Genomic DNA, 17,612 nt, shown 5'->3' on the forward strand with positions numbered 1-17,612 from the left:
ACGTCGGCGCGGCCCGCGCAGCGACCGCCGGGTCCCCGCCGTCACCGCGGCCGGAACGTGCCCGGCGTGGTGCCGGTCGTGCGCCGGAAGGCCGCCCCGAAGGCACTCGCCGAGCGGTAGCCGACGGCGTCGGCCACGACGTCGACCTCGAGGCCGCGGGACAGCAGCCGCACCGCGTGCTGGGCCCGCACCGAGGCGACCCAGCGGGCGAAGCTCGTGCCCGTCTCCGCACGGAACGCGCGGGTCAGCGTGCGGGCGCTGCAGCCGAGGGCGGCTGCCCAGCCGGTCAGCGTCCGCTGGTCGGCGGGGTCCGCCCGGACCGCGTCCACGATCGGCCGCAGCAGCGGAGACGTGGGCAGCTGCACCAGCAGCGCCCGCGGCGACGGCCGCAGGACGTCGAGCGCCATGGCCTCGGTCACGGCCCGGGACCGCGCCGGCAGGTCCGGTTCCCCGAGCCGTTCCAGTACGAGCCGCAGCAGCGGCGTGATCTCCACGGCCACCGGGACGTCGGGCAGCACCGACACCGTGCCGTGCCGGAAGAAGTGGGCGCGGTAGGAGGTGCCCGCGACGGCGGAGGCGGAGTGCAGCTGGCCCGCGGGCATCCAGAGCCCCAGGGTCGGGGTGATGCACCACACCTGTGAGCCCACCACGGCGGTGGACGTGCCGTGCTCGTTCCAGAGCAGTTCGTGCCACGGGTGCGAATGCTCGTTCCAGGCGGTGTCGGCCGCCACGACTTCCTCGTACCCCTTGATCACGAACGACACGTCCACCTCGCCGGCGGCGAACGTCGGCAGTTCCCTGGTGACACGCATGGGTCCAGGCTAATCGGCCGTGCCGGTCGTGCCGCCCGGCTCCGGTCGTCCGCCAGGCCTGCTGCCGTCCGCCTCAGGCCGGCTTGCGCCAGACGGAGACGTGCCGGACGGAGTCCTGGGTGAACGGCGTCCCGTCCCAGTCCGCGACGCGGCGTTCGAGCTCGAGCCCGGCGATCTTCGCCATGAGGTCCAGCTCCGCCGGCCACGCGTACCGGTGGCGGGAGGCGCCGCGGCGGTAGTGGCCGGTGTCGTCGTCGCGCGTGAAGTGGTGGGAGACGAGGGTCTGTTCGACCAGGTCGAAGGTGTCCAGACCGACATGGTGCCCGGCGACCTCGAACGGCACCGCGATCTGACCGGGCGGCAGGAAGCGCAGCGGCGGCACGCCCAGTTCGATCACGAACCGGCCGCCGGGCCCCAGATGGCGTGCGGCGTTGCGGAAGCACTCGACCTGTTCGTCCTGCGTGAGCAGGTTGGAGATGGTGTTGTAGACGAGGTAGACGAGGGTGAACTCGCCGGGGACGACGGTGGTGGCCATGTCCCCGAGGACCACCGGCAGTGTGTCCTCGTCGGTCTTGCGCCGCAGTACGGCGGCCATGTGCTCGGAGAGTTCGATGCCGGTCACCGGCACGCCGCGTTCCCGCAGCGGGACGCCCACGCGTCCGGTTCCGATGGCGAACTCCAATGCCCGTCCGTCTCCCGCCAGTTCGGCGAGGAAGTCGAGGGTCGGTCCGAGGGCGGCGGCCGAGGAGTGCTCGGCCTCCTCGGTGTCGTAGCGGTCGGCGGTCTCACGGGTCCACACTTCGCTGCTCGTCACGGGCGGTCACTCTGCCGGGAGCGGACGCGACGTGTCGACTGCTTTTCTGCCGGCCTCAGCGGCCGTTGTGGAGGCGGTCCGCCAGTTCGTCGGCGCGCGCGCCGATCAGCCTGCGGACCACGGCGGCGGACCGTGACGGCTGGCTGTCGGCCCGCTGGACCAGGCTGACCTCGACCGGCTCGGCGTCCGCCAGGGGCAGCCACACCAGGCCCGCCGGGGACTGCCGGCTGTCGAAGCGCGCGAGGAGCCCGATCCCGGCGCCCTGGGAGACCATGGTCTGGACCGTGCGGGCCGACATCGCCTCGACCGTGGCCTCGGCGTCCGGAAGGCGCTCGCGCAGCCGCTGGTGCAGGACCGTTCCCGGTCGCATGGTCACGATCGGCCACCGGCCGAGTTCGCCCCAGGTGACCTCGTGCCGGTCGGCGAGCGGGTGGTCGGAACGGGTGTGGACGCCCAGCGGGGCCAGCAGGATCCGCCGCCGGACCAGCCCGCGCGGCGGTGGCCGGCCCGGTGTGGTGACGACGGCGAGGTCCAGGTCGCCGGAGGCCACCGCGCGCTCGATGTCCGCCGAGGACCCCTCGCGGACGGAGAAGCGCAGTCCCGGGTGGTCGGTGAGCAGCCGCCCCACGACCGGGGCGACGACGGTCTCGACGGTCACCGACCCGCCGCCGATGGACACCCTGCCCTGATACGTCCCGTTGGAGGCCAGGGCCGCCTCCCGCGCCGCGTCCTCGGCCGCCACGAGGCGCGCCAGCGGACCGACGAGCGCCTCGCCCGCGGGGGTCGCGCGTACGCCCTGCCTGCTCCGGGTCAGCAGCACCGCGTCCAGCTCCTCCTCCAGCAGGGTCAGCTGCTGTCCGATGGTGGGCTGGCTGACGCCGCAGGCGGCCGCCGCCGACCGGAGGGAACCGGTGCGCACCGCGGCGAGGAAGTACCGGGCCCGTTCGACTCGCATGCCGGGATGTTACAGCCGCGTCGCCGAGCAGCGCCGTTATAGGTGTTGCCTTTCACCGCCTGAAGCGTTCGACGTCTTCCCGTGGCCGTTCCCGCGCGACATCGTGACGCGGGTCACGGCAAGCCGTGATGTGGCGGTACTCGTGGAAGGGAAATCCGTGTCCGGTCCTCTCAGTGGTGTACGTGTGCTCGACCTCTCGACGGTGCTGGCCGGGCCGCTGGCCTCGTCCCTGCTCGGCGAGTTCGGCGCGGAGGTGATCAAGGTCGAACAGCCGGGCACCGGAGACCCGGCCCGCGGCTACCCGCCGTTGGCGGACGGCGAGTCCGCGGCCTGGTCGGTCGTGGGCCGGAACAAGTCGAGTGTGACCGTCGACCTGCACCACCCGGACGCCGCGGCCCTGGTCGGGCGGCTCGCCGCGACGACCGACGTGGTGGTGACCAACTTCCGGCCGGCGAACCTGAAAAGGTTCTCCGTCGACTTCGACGACCTCGTCGTCCACCGTCCCGACCTGGTGATGGTGCACGTCAGCGCCTTCGGGCGCACCGGTCCGTACGCCGACCGCCCCGGCTTCGCCCGCGTGGCGGAGGCCTTCGCCGGACTGACCCACCGCACGGGCTTCCCCGACGGCCCGCCGGTGTTCTCCGGCTATCCGGTCGCCGACGGCGTCACCGGCATCTACGCGGCCTTCGCGGCGATGCTGGCGCTGCGCCAGCGCGACCTCACCGGAGAACCCCAGCTGGCCGACATCGGCCTGTACGAACCGCTGCTGCGGATGATGGAGGACTTCGTCGCCGACTACGGCGCGACCGGCGAGAGCCACGGGCGCCGGGGCAACGAGAATCCGCACATCAGCCCCAACAACCTCTACCGGACCCGCGACGGGCGGTGGCTGGCGCTGCCGGCGTCGACCGATCAGATGTGGCGGCGGCTGGTCGGGGCGATGGAGGCACCGGACCTCGCCGTGCACGACTCCATGGCGAGCCGGATCGAGCACCGTGCGGAGATCGAGGGCCGCGTGGCCGCCTTCGTCGCCGCCCACGACCTCGCGTCCCTGACCGAGGTCCTGGACCGGGCGGGCGTCGCCCACGGGCCGGTCAACACGGCCGCCGACATCTGCGCCGACCCGCATGTCAGGGCCCGCGGCTCGGTGGTCGAGGTGAGCGGCGGCAGCGGCGGCCGGACGCGGCTGGTGCAGGGGTCCGCCGGCCGGTTCTCGGGGTTCGAGCAGACCGTCGGACACACCGCACCGGGCCTGGGCGAGCACACGTCCGCCGTACTGCGGGACCTCGGTCTCGCTCCCGCCGCCATCGACGAGCTCGCCGCACGCGGCGTCATCTGAACCGAGGAGCCGCAGATGTCCATGGCCGACGTCTCCGTCGTCGTTCTCGTCGCCCTCTTCGCGGCGACCCTCCTGCCGAGGTTCAACCTCGGTCTGGCGGCCCTGCCCGCCGCCTTCCTGGTCGGCCTCGCCGCGGACCGCACCGCCGACGAGGTCACCGCGTTCTTCCCCTCCGACTTCTTCGTCCTGATCGTCGGGATCACGGCCCTGTTCGCGGTGGCGCAGCTCAACGGCACCCTCGACTGGCTGCTGGACGGCATGCTCCGCCTGGTCGGCGGGCGCGTGCTGCTGGTCGCCCTGGTCCCGTTCCTGATCGGCGCCGTGCTGACGGCGATCGGCACACTGCCCGCCGCGGCGACCGCCATCGTCGCGCCGATCGCCCTCGGCCTCGCCGCCCGCTACGGCATTTCTCCCCTGGTCGCGGCCGTACTGGGCATCACCGGCATCATCAGCGGGCTCCTGTCGCCGCTGGCCGTCTACGGCACGAGCGCGCGCCGCCTCGGTGACACGCTGAAGATCGGGCTGCCCGACTCCGCGCCGGTCGCCTTCTTCCTCGGCGGCCTGGTCGCCGGTCTCGTGGTCGCCACCGGCTGCCTCCTGGTCGGGGTGCGCACCGGCGCCGTGCCCCGGGGCCGCGTCTCCCCCACCACGGACACCACGGACACCACGAAAGACCGCACGCTCGTGCCCCCGTCGGACACGTCGGGGACGGAACGGGCGCCGGCGGTGACCGGGACGGAGACCGCCGGACGCGCGGTGTCGCCGGCCGCCACGCGTGCCCTGACCCTCACGTGCCTGGCGGCCGTCGTGGTGCTGTCGGTCGGATTCGACGCGAACATCGGCTATCTGGGGCTCACCGCCGCGGTGGTCCAGCAGATCGTCCTGCGGCTGGAGCCGGGGGAGATCGTCTCCCGGATCCCGTGGAACGTCGTGCTGCTCATCGGAGGGCTGCTCACCTACGTCGGCCTCATGCAGGACATGGGCGCGTTCACGCGGATCAGCGACCTGCTGCGGGTCGAGGGTTCGCCGCTGCTGAGCCTGCTGGTCATCTGCTACATCGCAGGCATCACGTCCTTCGCGGCGAGTTCCATCGCCGTCTTCGCGACCACGATGCCGCTGATCCCCGCCGTCGTCGCCGAGGGTGCCTCGCCCGTCGGCGCGGTCCTCGCGGTGGCGTTGGCCTCGATCCTGGTCGACATCAATCCGCTGGGCATCACCGGCGGGCTGATCCTCGGCGCGGCGCGGCCGGACGACCGTCCGCGGCTCTTCCGCCATCTGCTGACCTACGGAGCGGTGTCGGTGGTCGTCGGCCCCGCGCTCGCCTGTGTGGCCTTCGGCTGGTGGTGACGGGCGGGTCCGGACCGGGTACTCGGCGGCGCCCACAAGGCGGGGCGGCGGAGTGCGCCGGTGTCCGCTACGGCTTGCGCGCCAGGCCGGCGGCGATGAGGCGTTCCCAGACGGTGAGTTCCCGCTCGCCGTCCCAGGGGCCGCCGGAGTCGCCGGGACGCCACCGGGAGGCCGGGACTATCCCGGGCTCCAGGATCTCCAGACCGTCCAGCAGGGCCTCGATCTCCTGGTCGGTCCGCCACCGGCCGCGGCCGAAGGTGTTCTGGAGGACCCTTTCGGCCTCCGCGGTCTCCGGGTTGTTGCCGGAGCGGAAGTGGCTGACGAAGAAGTAGCTGCCGGACGGCACGTTCTCCCGCCAGTGGCGGACGATCCCGGCGGGGTCCTCGTCGTCGTTGACGTGGTGCAGGACGGCGCTGAACACGACGGCGACGGGACGGCCGAAGTCGATCAGCTCCAGGGTCTCCGGATGGGTGCGCACCTTCTCCGGGTCGCGCACGTCGACCGGCACGACCCGCGTCCGGTCGTTCTCCTCCAGCAACGCGCGTCCGTGGACGAGCACTTGGGGATCGGTGTCGACGTACACCACCGGGGAGCCGGGATCGTACCGCTGCGCGACCTGGTGCACGTTGTCGGCGGTGGGAAGGCCGCTGCCCAGGTCGACGAACTGCCGTACGTCAGTGGTCGTCACGATCTCGGCCACCGCCCGGGTCAGGGACGCGCGGTTGGCGAAGGCGATCGCCACCGAACCGGGCAGGTCTCGCTTGAACACGTCGCCGATCTCCCGGTCGACGGCGTAGTTGTCCTTGCCGCCGAGCAGGTAGTCGTAGACGCGGGCGATGCTCGGCCTGGTGCTGTCGATCGAGGAAGTCTCTCCCGTCATGGCCCCATCCTCTCCCCCAACACCCCTCGAAGACCACCGTTTCGCAGCCCTCACCCAGGTCAGCGGTGCTCCGGCGTGCGGTGCGGCCGCCGGGTGCCGGGACCGTCCGGCTGCCAGAGCGGGTGTTCGCGCTGCGCCCACTCCCGCGCGACCGAACCGGTACGCATGCCCCGGCGTGCCTCGGGGTCGGCGACGGCCATGCCGACGTGGCCGGCGAGGACGATGCCGAGGGTGAGGGCCAGCCAGTCGTGCACGAACGTCGCGGCGGTGCGCCAGACCAGCGGGGTGAGGTGGGTGAACCACATCATCAGCCCGGTGCCGAGCATGACGAGCGTGGCACCGGCCGCCCAGGCGGCGTAGATCTTCTGCCCGGCGTTGAACTTGTGCGCCGGCCGGGCGGACGGCCGTCTGTCCCTGCGCAGGACGGCTCGCAGCCACTGGCGGTCGTGCGGGCCGAAGCGGTTGAGCAGACCGAGGTCGGTCCGCAGGGCGCGGGAGCCGAGGGCGGCCAGGACCGGGACCGGGAGGGCGGCTCCCGCCCACTGGTGCACGGTGACCACCAGGGCGCGGCGGCCGACGAGTTGGGCGAGCTGGGGGAGGTAGAGGCAGGCCGCGGTGAGGACGCAGACGCCCATGAGCAGGGCGGTCGCGCGGTGCGCCCAGCGTTCGGCCGTGCTGAAGCGCCGCAGGCGCCCGGGAAGTTGCTGCGGTCTCGCCCGTTCAGGAGGTGGCGTCGGTTCAGGTGGTGACGTCGCTCCAGGTGATGGCGCCGGTTCAGGTGATGGCGCCGGTTCAGGTGGTGGGTTCATCGTCCCGTCCGTTCGAACGTCCGACCCAGGCGTCGACGTCGTAGCCGCGCTCCTCCCAGTAGCCGGGCCGGACCTCGTCCGTGACGGTGATGCCGGAGAGCCACTTGGCGGACTTGTAGAAGTACATGGGTGCCACGTACAGACGTACGGGGCCGCCGTGGGAGTGGCCCAGGTCCTCGTCCTGCATCCGCAGGGCGACCAGGACGTCCGCGCGGCGTGCCTGTTCGAGCGTGAGGCTCTCCGAGTAGGCGCCGTCGAAACAGGTGAAGCGGACCGCGCGCGCCGAGGAGCGCACCCCCGCGGCGTCCAGCAGCTCGGACAGGCGCACTCCTTCGAACGGGGTGCCGGGCACGCGCCAGCCCGTGACGCACTGGACGTCGCGCACCGTCCGGGTCTGGGGCAGTGCCCTGAGGCCGGCCAGGGTGTACGTCGCCGGGCGCTCGACGAGGCCGTCGACGGTGAGCCGGTAGTTTCCGGCGTCCTTGTGGGGGACGGAGGAGGTGACCGAGTAGTAGCGGAAGCCGCCGCCGTTCGGGAGCAGGCCCGTCAGACCGGTGGGGTCCCGGTCGGCCGCGCCGCCGAGGAACGCTTCCGTGCCGCGCTGCAGCGTGGGCGCGGCGAGGACGCCCAGCGCGCCGAGGCCGAGTGTGCCGAGCAGGACGCGCCGCCCCACCGGAGCGCCCCGCGTCTCGGGCGGTTCAGAGTTCACCCGTTCATTGGAGCACCGCCGGGCCGGCCGGACCAGGGGCTGCCGGTCCGCGTCAGACTTCGGTAATCCTTCGGAGCGGGGCCGCTCCCTATAGTGAGGGCATGTCGCTCGCAACACCCTCCGATTCCTCCGCCGTTGACCCGGCGGAGCTGGTCAAGGACCCGTACGCCGTGTACGCACGCCTGCGCGAACAGGGACCGGTGCACGCCGTCATGGGGACGGACGGCCTGCCGGCCTGGCTGATCACCCGGTACGAGGACGTCCGCCACGCGCTGGCCGATCCCCGGTTCTCCCTGGACAAGCGCAACGCCGCGCCGGGCGGCTACCGGGGCATGGCCCTTCCTCCGGCGCTCGACGCGAACCTGCTCAACATGGACCCGCCCGACCACACCCGCATCCGCCGTCTGGTCTCCCGCGCGTTCGGTCCCCACCAGGTGACGAGGCTCCACGAGCCCATTCGCCGCACGGCCGCCCGGCTGCTGGACGCCATGGCGCCGGCCGGGCGGGCGGACCTGATCAGCGCCTACGCCGCCCCGCTCCCGGTCACGGTCATCTGTGACCTGCTGGGCGTCCCGGAGGAGGCCCGCGTCGACTTCGGGGCGTGGACCGAGGCGCTCGTCTCGCCCGACCCGGAACGTCCCGAGCGGGCCCGGGACGCGGTGAAGGGCCTGCTCGGGTTCTTCACCGGGCTGATCGCCGACAAGCGCGCCCGCCCGGCCGACGACCTCATGTCCGCGCTGGTCGACCTGCGTGACGAGGAGGACCGGCTGTCCGAGGACGAGTTGACCTCGCTGGCCTTCCTGCTGCTGGTCGCCGGATACGAGAACACCGTCCACCTGCTCGGCAACGCGACGCTGGCGCTGCTCGAACGGCCCGACCAGCTGGCGGCCGTACGGGCCGACCCCGGGCTGCTGGCGAACGCCGTGGAGGAACTGGCCCGGTTCGACGGGCCGGCTCCGCTGGCCATCCGCCGTTTCGCCACCGAGGACGTGCCGGTCGGCGGTGTCACCGTGCCGGCCGGCAGTACGGTCCTGCTGTCCCTGGCGGCGGCACACCGCGACCCCCGCCGTTTCACGGACCCCGACACACTCGACGTCACCCGGGACGTGACCGGGCACCTCGCCCTCGGCCACGGCATCCACTACTGCCTGGGTGCGCCGCTGGCCCGCGCCGAGACACGGATCGCCCTTTCCGCCCTGTTCGAACGGTTCCCGGATCTCGCACTTGCCGTGGACCCCGCCGAGATCCCGCGACGGCCCTCCATGCGCTCCCGGGGGCTCCTCGCCCTGCCGGTGCGCTACTGAGCGCGGCCTCTCAGAGCGGGACGGTCCGGGGAGCGCGCCGCGGGACTCACGCGTCCCGGCGGAGCAGGGGCAGTTCGGCGAGGCGCCGCCAGCCCGTGGGCCCGAGGGCCACCACGTGCAGCGCGGCGATCTCCACGGTGACCGGCAGCCGGGTGGCGACCCGCCGGGCGATGCCAGCGGCGGCCTCGGGAGCGGCGCCGAGGGCAACGGTGACGTGCACCGGCGGATCGGTGCCGAACCGGCCGCCGTAGGGGACCTGCTCGGGGAAGGCGGCGCGCACGGCCGTGGCCACCGGCCCCAGCCCGGGCAGCGGGACACCCACGAAGCCGCCCTTGTGCTCGACCGCCGTCAGCCCTGCCCGGACCCGGCCGGGCGGCAGCGCCTCCCGCAGTCGCCGCAGCGCCGGCTCGTCGACCCGGTCGGCGGCCAGCCAGGGGTAGAGCAGGGCCGCGTGCGCGGGCACGCCCGGCCGCACGGCCCGCGCGTCCACCCCGGCGGCCAGCTCCAGCAGTGGGTCGGCCTCGGGCAGGAGCGCGAGCACCGCCGTCGTCCCCGTTCCTGGCATCGTCTCCCCTCCCGGTACGCAGCATGTCATGCCGGGGAGCGGTACGGTCCGGACCGGTCAGGAGGCGTCCGCCGGCCGGGGCGTCGCGCGCAGGGTCGCCCACGCCGCCGTCACCAGCAGCGCGGGGAGCAGCGGGGCGGCTTCGTGCAGCAGGCGGTCGAGGAGCGTGGCGGCGGCCGCCCCGAGGATCAGGAGAGCCGTGGTGAGCAGGGCCCGCCACTGGACGCGCCGGGCCGTCACCGCCTCGGCGACCGCTCCCGTGAGCAGGCCGGTCAGGTAGGCGGTCGGCACCTGGGAGCCCAGCGCGACGCGGACACCGGCGTTCTGGCAGCCCATGGCCGCGGCCAGCATGCCCAGCACCGCCGTGCGCTCCGCGCCGCCCGGGCCGCCGTCCACGGCGAGCCACCATCCCGCGACGGCCCACAGCAGCAGGGCCTCGAGCAGCAGGAAGTCCGCCCGGCGGGGACACCCGCCGCGGTGGGCGGGTGCGGCCGCCCGGCTGCCCGCCGCCGCACCGAGCACATAGCAGAGCAACGCGACGGCGGCCCGGATGCCGAGCGCCGGCTCCGCGCCGCCCAGGGCGACCCCGGTCAGCGCCGAGTTGGCGGTGACCACGCTCGTGAAGACCTCGCCGAGGGCGAGGAAGCCCAGGGCGTTGACCGCGCCCGCGGAGAACGTCAGCAGCCGCGCCGTCCAGGCGTCCGCGCGCTGTCGCGAGCGAACCGTCGTGACCCGCCCGACCGTCATGTCTGCCTCCCGATGACGGCATCCTTGCCGACCGCCGCGGCGGCGCGGGCGGCGACATGCCGGGGAGCGGCCGTGCCCCGACGCCCGCCGGCGGCAATTTCCTCGCCGGCCGTTCTGGGGAAATCCTTCACGCCCCGTCCGGCCCCGCGTCCGCGCCGGATCTGGGCCTTTTCCGTCACGCACGGCGTCCGGTGCGGGATGACGCCCCTCTGACCAGCAGGGATGCTGGATTCCGCCATTGACTGGCGAAAACTCGCCGGTTAGCTTCATCGGCATGACCCAGGAAGCCCTCGCGGACACCATCGACGACCTGGACCGCCGCGTCGTCGCGGCGCTCCAGCTCAACGGGCGTGCTCCGTGGAGCGCGGTGGCACGCTGGGTGGGCGCCAGTGAGACGACCGCCCAGCGCCGCTACGCGGCGATGCGGGAGCGTGGGCTGCTGAGGGTCACCGGCACGCTGGAGCTGGACCGGACCCGGGAGGGTTCCTCCATGCTGGTCCGGGTGCAGGCCCGTCCCGGGCGCGGGCTGGAGGTCGCGGACGCGTTCGCCGCGAGCCCCGACGTCCGCTTCGTGGCCGTCGTCACGGGATCGGCGGACCTCGTCGTCGACTTCGTCGCCCGTGACAACGAGGAGATGATGCGGATGCTCTTCGCCGACCTGCCCGCGGCGGACCTCATCACGAGCACCGAGGCGGTGCCCGTCATCCGGGCGTTCACCTCGGCCGCGATGTGGGACACCCGGCTGCTTCCGCCGGAGGCGGCGGCCGACCTGCGGCCGGACACGTTCTCCTCCTCGTGCGACCGCACCGACTGGGGCCGGGCGCCACAAGCGCTGACCCCGCTGGAGCAGGAGATCACCGCGGCCCTGAGGGAGGACGGCCGTACGCAGGTGAGCGTGCTCGCCCGGCGCCTGGACCGCGCCGAGTCCAGTGTCGCCCGTGCCCTGGACCGGCTCATCTCCCGCGGCGTCCTCCAGTTCCGCACCCTCGTCGAACCGGCACTCCTCGGTTTCGACGCGGAGTTCATGGTGTGGCTCTCCATCGAGCCGGGCCGGCTGGACGTCGCCGGCCGGCAGCTGGCCCGGCATCCCGGGACGAAGTTCCTCAGCGCGGCGACCGGGCGTTTCAATCTCGTCGGGCACATGGTGCTGCCCCGGCGGGCCGACCTCTTCCGCTACACGAGCGACGTGATCGGGTCACTGCCCGGACTCCTCTCCTCCGACGTGACGCTGCACCTCGTCACCACGAAGTACTCCTGGCACCGGATGGTCCGCCCGGCCTGAGCCGCCGGCCCACCGGTCTCACCGGTCTCACCGGTCTCACCGGTCTCACCGGCACGACACAGCACAGCGCGGCCGCTGCGCGGCCCTTCACACCGCTCACTCCCCAGCCCCGTACACCCCCGTGGAGTCACCATGTCCTCAGAAGGCTTCGGCCTGCCCAAGGAGACCTGGCGCTGGCCCGAGTCCGCCTGGCGCACTCACGTCGACGCCGTCCGCGCCGGGCGGCGCCTTCTCCCCGACCGCTGGCCCGGCGGCGCCCGCGTCGCGGTCGCCCTGTCCTTCGACTCCGACCACGAGACGATCCCGCTGCGCGACGGCGAGACGAGCCCCGGCCGCCTGGCCCAGGGCGAGTACGGCGCGCGGGCCGGCGCCCCGCGGATCCTGCGGCTCCTGGAGCGCTACGGCGTTCCCGCCACCTTCTTCATGCCGGCCGTCTCCGCGCTGCTCCACCCGGAGGAGGCCCGCGCCTGCGCCCGGGACGGGCACGAGCTGGCCGTGCACGGCTGGATCCACGAACGGAACATGCTGCTGGACCGCGAGGAGGAGCGGGAGCTGACCGCGCGGGCCCTGGACACCCTGACGACCCTCACCGGGCAGCGGCCGGTCGGCATCCGGACCCCGTCCTGGGACTTCTCCGACTCCACCCTCGACATCATGCTGGAGCTCGGTTTCGCGTACGACTCCTCCCTGATGGCCGACGACGAGCCGTACGAGATCGTCGCCGGCGGGCGCTCCACCGGCCTCGTCGAGATCCCGGTGGACTGGATCCGCGACGACGCCCCGTACTTCACGATGGACCGCTACGGCGCCGTCCGCCCCCACAGCCGCCCCCGCGACGTCGGCGAGATCTGGCGGGACGAGTTCGACGCGGCGTACCGGGACGGGGGCGTCTTCCAGCTCACGCTGCACCCGCACGTCATCGGTCACCGCTCGCGGCTGGTGGTGCTGCGGGAACTGCTCGACCACATCGCCTCGCACCAGGACGTCTGGTTCGCCACCCACGCCCAGCTGGCCGACGCCGCGCGCAGCATGCTGCCCGGCTCCGGTCCCGCCCGTCCCTGACGCCACGGAGCGCACTGCCATGAACACCGGATCTGTCACGCCCGCCGGCCCCCGCAAGGGCCCCGGCGGTGCAGCCCCGCCGGGGAAACTGAGCGGCGCCCAGCGCAAGGCCATCGTCGCGGGCACCATCGGCAACACCGTCGAGTGGGTGGACTGGGCGCTGTACTCGATCTTCGCGAAGATCATCGCCGACGAGTTCTTCCCCAAGGGGGACGGCGCGGTCGCCCTGCTGTCGACCCTCGCGGTCTTCGCGGTCGGGTTCGTCATGCGCCCGGTCGGCGCGGCGGTCCTCGGCGCCTACGCGGACCGGCGGGGCCGCAAGAAGGGCATGACGCTCACCGTGGCGCTGATGGCGGGCGCCGGCTTCGCCATCGCCGTCACCCCCTCCTACGAGTCCATCGGCGTCGTCTCGCCGCTGCTGCTCCTGGTCGCCCGGCTCGTGCAGGGCTTCTCCGCCGGTGGCGAGTTCGGGTCGTCCTCCGCCTTCCTCGTCGAGTCCGCGGCCCGGGGCCGGCGCGCGTTCGCCGGGTCCTGGCAGCAGGTGTCGGTCGCGGGCGGCGTCCTCGTCGCCTCGCTCCTCGGCACCCTCACCACGTCGGCGCTGAGCGACGACGCGCTGCACTCCTGGGGCTGGCGCATGGCGTTCGTCCTCGGCGGGCTGCTCGGCCTGGTGGGCCTGTGGCTGCGGGTCTCGGTCGAGGACACCGAGTCCTTCACCGAGGCCCGGGGCAGCGGCCGTACCCGGACCAACCCCGTCAGGGCGATGTTCGTCGAGCACCCGGCGGCGACGCTGCGGGTCGCCGGCATCACGGTCGCGGGCACCCTCACGTACTACATCTGGGTCAACTACCTGCCCACCTACGCGAATCTGACCACCGGCATCCCGCTGGAGACGGCGCTGCTCTCGCAGACCCTGTGTCTGATCGTCTTCGTGATCGCGCTCCCGTTCGCGGGACTGCTCTCGGACCGGCTCGGACGCAAGCCGACGATGGCCGGTTTCGCCGGCGGCTTCGTGGTCCTCGCCTGGCCGCTGCTGCACCTGCTGGGCGACAGCTTCCTCAGCCTGTTCCTGGTCCAGCTCGTGGGCATGCTGCTGATCCTCGGCTACTCCGCGAACTGCGCCGTCATCATGGCCGAGCAGTTCCCGCCGGAGGTGCGCGCCACCGGGATCGCGCTGCCCTACGCGCTCGCCGTCGCCGTCTTCGGCGGCACGGCCCCGTACGTCACCACGTGGCTGCACGAGAGCGGTCACAGCGACCTGCTGTGGGTCTACGTGAGTGCCTCCGCGCTGGTCTCCCTGGCCGTCTACCTCACGATGCCCGAGACCAAGGACAAGGAGTTCGAGTGACCCCGCACATTCTCGTCACCGGCGCCGCGGGCGGCATCGGCGGTGCGATCGCCGACGCATTCGCCGCCCGGGGGGCGTTCCTGACGCTCGCCGACCTCGACCGTGCCGCGCTGGAGGCCACGGCGTCCCGTTTCGGCGCGGGCGCGGCCGTCCACGCCGTGGACCTGACCGGTCCGGACGCCCCCGCCGCGCTGGTCGAGCAGGCCTGGTCGGCGCACGGGCCCGTCGACGTCCTGGTCAACGCGGCGGGCGTCTATCCCTCGCTGGACATGGCCGGGGTCGACGCGCGGGCCTGGGACCGGCTGTTCGCGGTCAACCTGCGCGCCCCGGTCCTGGCGACCGCCGCCTTCGCCCGGCTCGCCGGCGCGGCGGGCCGACCCGGCTGCGTCGTCAACATCTCCTCCGGTTCGGCCCTGCGCTCCCGCCCGGGCGGCGGACCGTACGCCAGCTCGAAGGCGGCCCTGGAGATGGCCACCCGAGCCGCCGCCCTGGAACTGGGCGCCCAGGGCCTGCGCGTCAACGCGGTCAGCCCCGGCTTCGTCCTGGTCGACAGCGACTGCAACCCCGTCTCCGCCGAGTACGCGGAGGCCATCGGCGCCAATCCGCTGGGCCGTCCCGGCACGCCCGAGGACGTGGCCCGGGCCGTCTGCTGGCTCGCGGGGCCCGACGCCTCCTGGGTCACCGGAGAGGTTCTGCGGGTCGACGGCGGATCCAGCACCGGAGCCCTTCACCTGCCCCGCATATGGCAGTCCCACGACACCCGCGCCACCGCCGTCCCCACGGCCACGGAGGAACCCGCCCGATGAGCGACACCCGCCCCAAGAGCGACACCTGCCCGACGAGCGACACCCGTCCGACGAGCGACGTCACCCCGCAGCGAGCCGCCTACACGGTCGTGGGCGCGGGAGCGATCGGCGGAACCCTGGCGTTCGCCCTCGCCCGCGCCGGCCACCCCGTCACCGTCGTCGACACGGACCGGGCGCACGTCGACGCCATCCGGGCCGACGGTCTCGTCGTCGCCCGGGGCGGCAGCCGCACGAGCGTCCCCGTGCGGGCCGTCACCCCGGACGAGTTCACCGGCACCCTCGGCCGGGTCCTGCTCTCGGTGAAGGCACAGGCCACCAGGGCCGCCGTCGACTGGATCGTCCCGCGGCTGGACGCGGACGGCTGGGTCGTCTCCGTGCAGAACGGCTTCAACGAGGACCTGATCGCCCAGGGGGTCGGCGCGCACCGCACCGTCGCGGCCTTCGTCAACATCTTCGCCGACGTCGTCGAGCCGGGTGTCGTCCAGGACGGCGGCGCCGGGGCCCTGGTCGTCGGCGAGCCGCACGGCGCCGCCGTCAGCGACCGCGTCCGCGGCCTGGTCGCCGACCTGCAGAGCTGGGGCCCGGCACGGGCCAGCGACAACGTCGAGGGCTACCTGTGGGCCAAGGCCGGTTTCGGTGCCATGCTCGCCGCCACCGCTCTGGCCGACGCGCCCATGGCCGACCTCATCGACCGGCACCGCGTCGCCATGGCCGGGCTGACGGGCGAGATCTTCGCGGTGGCGGACCGGCGCGGCGTCACGCTGGAGGCGTTCGACGCCTTCGACCCGCACCCGTTCCGGCGGGGAGCCGACCCCGCCGCGCGCGAGGCCGCCTTCGACCGCCTCACCGCCTGGCTGCGCACCCAGAGCAAGGACCGCAGCGGCATCTGGCGCGACCTGGCCGTGCGCCACCGGCCCGTGGAGGTCACCACCCACTACGCGGACGTCGTCGAGGAGGCCGCCCGCGCGGGACTGCCGACGCCCCTCGTGCAGGCCGTCCTGGACGGTCTGCGCGAACTGGAGGGCGCACCGCGGAAGATGTCCGAGTCCCGCCTGGCCGGACTCGACCGGCTCGCCCGGCGGTCCGCGCCCGGCCGCGAGGGGGAGGGCGAGCGGGCCCGGGCGGTCCAGGACTGGCTGGAACGCCACCGCGAGGACATGGTGGCCGATCTGGCCGCCTGTACCGCGCAGGGCAGCGCCAGCGACGACCCCGACGCCCTCGACACCTGCCTCGCCTGGCTGCGCGACTGGCTGGACCGCCGGCTGGGGGCGCCGGACACGGAGGAGGTGCTCCCCCGCGAGGAGACCGGCGACATCCTGGTACGCCGCTACCCGGCCCGCGGCACGTGCGACGACCGGCCGGTGGTGCTGGTCGGCCACTACGACACCGTGTGGCCGACGGGCACCCTGGACACCTGGCCCTTCCACCGGGACGGCGACCTCGTCACCGGACCCGGCGTGTTCGACATGAAGGGCGGGCTCGTCCAGGCGGTGTGGGCGCTCGACGCCCTCGGTCTGCCGCGCCCCGCCTGCACGGTCCTGCTCAACGGCGACGAGGAGACCGGCAGCCTCGCCTCCCACGAGGCGATCGTCGCCGAGGCGCGCGGTGCGCGGTGCGCCATGGTCTTCGAGGGCGCGGCCGACGGTGCCGTCAAGACCGCCCGCAAGGGGGTCGGTCTGTTCACCCTGACGGTCACCGGCACCGAGGCCCACGCCGGTCTCGACCCCACCGCGGGAGCCAGCGCCGTGCACGAACTCGCGGCCCAGGTACTGCACTTGACGCGGCTGGCCGATCTGGACGCGGGGACCTCCGTCAACGTGGGGGTCGTCGAGGGCGGCACCCGCAGCAACGTCACGGCCGGCCGGGCCACGGCGCGTCTGGACGTCCGTGTGGCGTCGGCCGCCGAGCAGGAGCGCATCACGCGGGCCCTCGCCGCCCTCGAACCCGTCGACGCCCGCACCGGGCTGCGCGTCACCGGCGACTGGAACCGCCCGGTCTTCGAACGCAGCGCGGAGGTCGCCGCCCTCGCCGGGCTGGCGAAGTCCTGCGCGCGGCTGCTCGGCCAGGACCTCGCCGAGGCGTCGGTCGGCGGGGCGAGCGACGGCAACTTCCTCGCCGCGGCCGGGGTACCGGTACTGGACGGCATCGGCGCGGTCGGCCACGGCGCCCACGCCCGTTCGGAGCGGGTCTCGGTGTCCGGCATGGTCGGTCGCGCGGCCCTGGCCGCCACCGTCCTCACCGCGCTCGCGGAGCAGTGAGGCCGGCCGCGGCTCACGGGTAGAAGTCCGCGTCGACGAAGTCCGGGTCCGCCTCGAAGTGGAGCTTCGGATCCCTCCAGGTGAGGGAGAAGGAAGGGCAGTCGCCGTCCCCGCCGTTCCACCACGCCTCGAGGGTGACCGTCGCGGGACGCAGTCCGTGCGGTCGCGGCCGGGGGTCAGTGTCGTACCGGCGCAGCCACTGGGTGCTGCCCCGGCCGATGCGGTGCTCGCCGTCGGCGGTAAGCCGCCAGTGGACGGTACGGTCGGCACAGCCCTTCGGCACGGAGATCCGCAGACGGCCGGAGAGGAGGTTCGCGTCGCCGGTGCCGAAGCCGTCCGGGACGGAGAAGGTGCTGTCCATGCTCCGGCGGACGTCCCAGACGTAGGCGTACACCGGGTCGGCGAACTTGCCGCCGTAGGAGAGGGTCTGTTTCACGGGCCGGTCACCGCTGTCGTAGGCGAGTTGGCGGCCGGTCGCGCTGCAGCCCGCCGCGAAGGCGGTGAGGACGCCGAGGGTGACCAGGAGGCCCGCGGTGCCGCCGAACCAGACTCCCGCGCCGTCGCTCACCGCCCTC

17 protein-coding genes are annotated in these 17,612 nt (G+C 73.6%); 8 read left to right on the plus strand and 9 right to left on the minus strand.

The features are described 5' to 3' along the window. Positions 1-41: 41 nt before the first annotated feature. From HZS56_RS04820 to HZS56_RS04830, 3 genes are all read right to left on the minus strand, one after another. The gene (locus tag HZS56_RS04820; protein ID WP_216719415.1) at positions 42-812 is read right to left on the minus strand and encodes an AraC family transcriptional regulator; all 771 of its coding nucleotides are present in this window, start codon (positions 810-812) and stop codon (positions 42-44) included. A 73-nt stretch (positions 813-885) separates the two neighbouring features. Continuing rightward, positions 886-1,626, minus strand: coding sequence for a class I SAM-dependent DNA methyltransferase (locus HZS56_RS04825; protein WP_216719416.1), 741 nt, complete (start codon positions 1,624-1,626; stop codon positions 886-888). Between the two features lie 55 nt (positions 1,627-1,681). Next, on the minus strand, positions 1,682-2,581 hold the full coding sequence (locus tag HZS56_RS04830) for a LysR family transcriptional regulator (RefSeq protein ID WP_216719417.1): 900 nt from the start codon (positions 2,579-2,581) through the stop codon (positions 1,682-1,684). Between HZS56_RS04830 and HZS56_RS04835 the strand changes: the two genes are divergently transcribed. Both HZS56_RS04835 and HZS56_RS04840 read left to right on the plus strand, forming a co-directional pair. Further along, complete coding sequence (locus HZS56_RS04835; RefSeq protein WP_253913735.1) at positions 2,580-3,920, plus strand: CaiB/BaiF CoA transferase family protein; 1,341 nt, start codon at positions 2,580-2,582, stop codon at positions 3,918-3,920. The genes HZS56_RS04830 and HZS56_RS04835 overlap by 2 nt on opposite strands. 15 nt (positions 3,921-3,935) lie before the next feature. Beyond that, entirely contained in the window at positions 3,936-5,267 is a 1,332-nt protein-coding gene (locus tag HZS56_RS04840; RefSeq protein WP_216719419.1) for an SLC13 family permease, read from the plus strand. A 67-nt stretch (positions 5,268-5,334) separates the two neighbouring features. Here HZS56_RS04840 and HZS56_RS04845 read toward each other — a convergent pair whose 3' ends face one another. From HZS56_RS04845 to HZS56_RS04855, 3 genes are read right to left on the minus strand one after another with little or no spacing between them, the layout of a single operon-like run. Continuing rightward, positions 5,335-6,147 carry an SAM-dependent methyltransferase gene (locus HZS56_RS04845; RefSeq protein WP_216719420.1) on the minus strand — a complete coding sequence of 271 codons (813 nt, stop codon included), beginning with the start codon at positions 6,145-6,147 and terminating at the stop codon, positions 5,335-5,337. Between the two features lie 59 nt (positions 6,148-6,206). Then, positions 6,207-6,956 (minus strand): cytochrome b/b6 domain-containing protein, encoded by a 750-nt coding sequence (locus tag HZS56_RS04850; RefSeq protein WP_216719421.1) that lies wholly within the window; start codon positions 6,954-6,956, stop codon positions 6,207-6,209. Next, the gene (locus tag HZS56_RS04855) at positions 6,940-7,665 is read right to left on the minus strand and encodes a molybdopterin-dependent oxidoreductase (RefSeq protein ID WP_216719422.1); all 726 of its coding nucleotides are present in this window, start codon (positions 7,663-7,665) and stop codon (positions 6,940-6,942) included. Before HZS56_RS04855 ends, HZS56_RS04850 begins: the two co-directional genes overlap by 17 nt. Before the next feature lie 101 nt (positions 7,666-7,766). Here HZS56_RS04855 and HZS56_RS04860 point away from each other — a divergent pair, with 101 nt between their 5' ends. Then, positions 7,767-8,969: a cytochrome P450 family protein gene (locus HZS56_RS04860; RefSeq protein ID WP_216719423.1), complete on the plus strand. Its 1,203-nt coding sequence runs from the start codon at positions 7,767-7,769 to the stop codon at positions 8,967-8,969. Positions 8,970-9,015: 46 nt separating this feature from the next. Here the strand turns inward: HZS56_RS04860 and HZS56_RS04865 are convergent, their stop codons facing one another. After that, entirely contained in the window at positions 9,016-9,534 is a 519-nt protein-coding gene (locus HZS56_RS04865; protein WP_216719424.1) for a 2'-5' RNA ligase family protein, read from the minus strand. Positions 9,535-9,591: 57 nt separating this feature from the next. Continuing rightward, positions 9,592-10,281 (minus strand): YoaK family protein, encoded by a 690-nt coding sequence (locus HZS56_RS04870; RefSeq protein ID WP_216719425.1) that lies wholly within the window; start codon positions 10,279-10,281, stop codon positions 9,592-9,594. Positions 10,282-10,555: 274 nt separating this feature from the next. On the opposite strand from HZS56_RS04870, the gene HZS56_RS04875 reads away from it, so the two are divergent. From HZS56_RS04875 to HZS56_RS04895, 5 genes are all read left to right on the plus strand, one after another. After that, positions 10,556-11,563 (plus strand): Lrp/AsnC family transcriptional regulator, encoded by a 1,008-nt coding sequence (locus HZS56_RS04875; RefSeq protein WP_216719426.1) that lies wholly within the window; start codon positions 10,556-10,558, stop codon positions 11,561-11,563. A 132-nt stretch (positions 11,564-11,695) separates the two neighbouring features. Further along, positions 11,696-12,625, plus strand: coding sequence for a polysaccharide deacetylase family protein (locus HZS56_RS04880; RefSeq protein WP_216719427.1), 930 nt, complete (start codon positions 11,696-11,698; stop codon positions 12,623-12,625). 19 nt (positions 12,626-12,644) lie between these two features. Beyond that, positions 12,645-13,973, plus strand: a complete 1,329-nt coding sequence (locus HZS56_RS04885) for an MFS transporter (protein ID WP_253913736.1) — start codon at positions 12,645-12,647, stop codon at positions 13,971-13,973. Then, on the plus strand, positions 13,970-14,779 hold the full coding sequence (locus tag HZS56_RS04890) for an SDR family NAD(P)-dependent oxidoreductase (protein ID WP_216719428.1): 810 nt from the start codon (positions 13,970-13,972) through the stop codon (positions 14,777-14,779). Before HZS56_RS04885 ends, HZS56_RS04890 begins: the two co-directional genes overlap by 4 nt. Next, on the plus strand, positions 14,776-17,037 hold the full coding sequence (locus HZS56_RS04895) for a 2-dehydropantoate 2-reductase (protein ID WP_216719429.1): 2,262 nt from the start codon (positions 14,776-14,778) through the stop codon (positions 17,035-17,037). The genes HZS56_RS04890 and HZS56_RS04895 overlap by 4 nt, the downstream gene beginning before the upstream one ends. Before the next feature lie 13 nt (positions 17,038-17,050). Here HZS56_RS04895 and HZS56_RS04900 read toward each other — a convergent pair whose 3' ends face one another. Further along, a complete protein-coding gene (locus tag HZS56_RS04900) occupies positions 17,051-17,605 on the minus strand; it encodes a hypothetical protein (RefSeq protein ID WP_216719430.1) in 555 nt (184 codons plus the stop codon). Positions 17,606-17,612 lie beyond the last annotated feature (7 nt).

It is taken from the genome of Streptomyces mayonensis, from assembly GCF_018982965.1.
In the GTDB taxonomy this organism is placed as follows: domain Bacteria; phylum Actinomycetota; class Actinomycetes; order Streptomycetales; family Streptomycetaceae; genus Streptomyces; species Streptomyces mayonensis.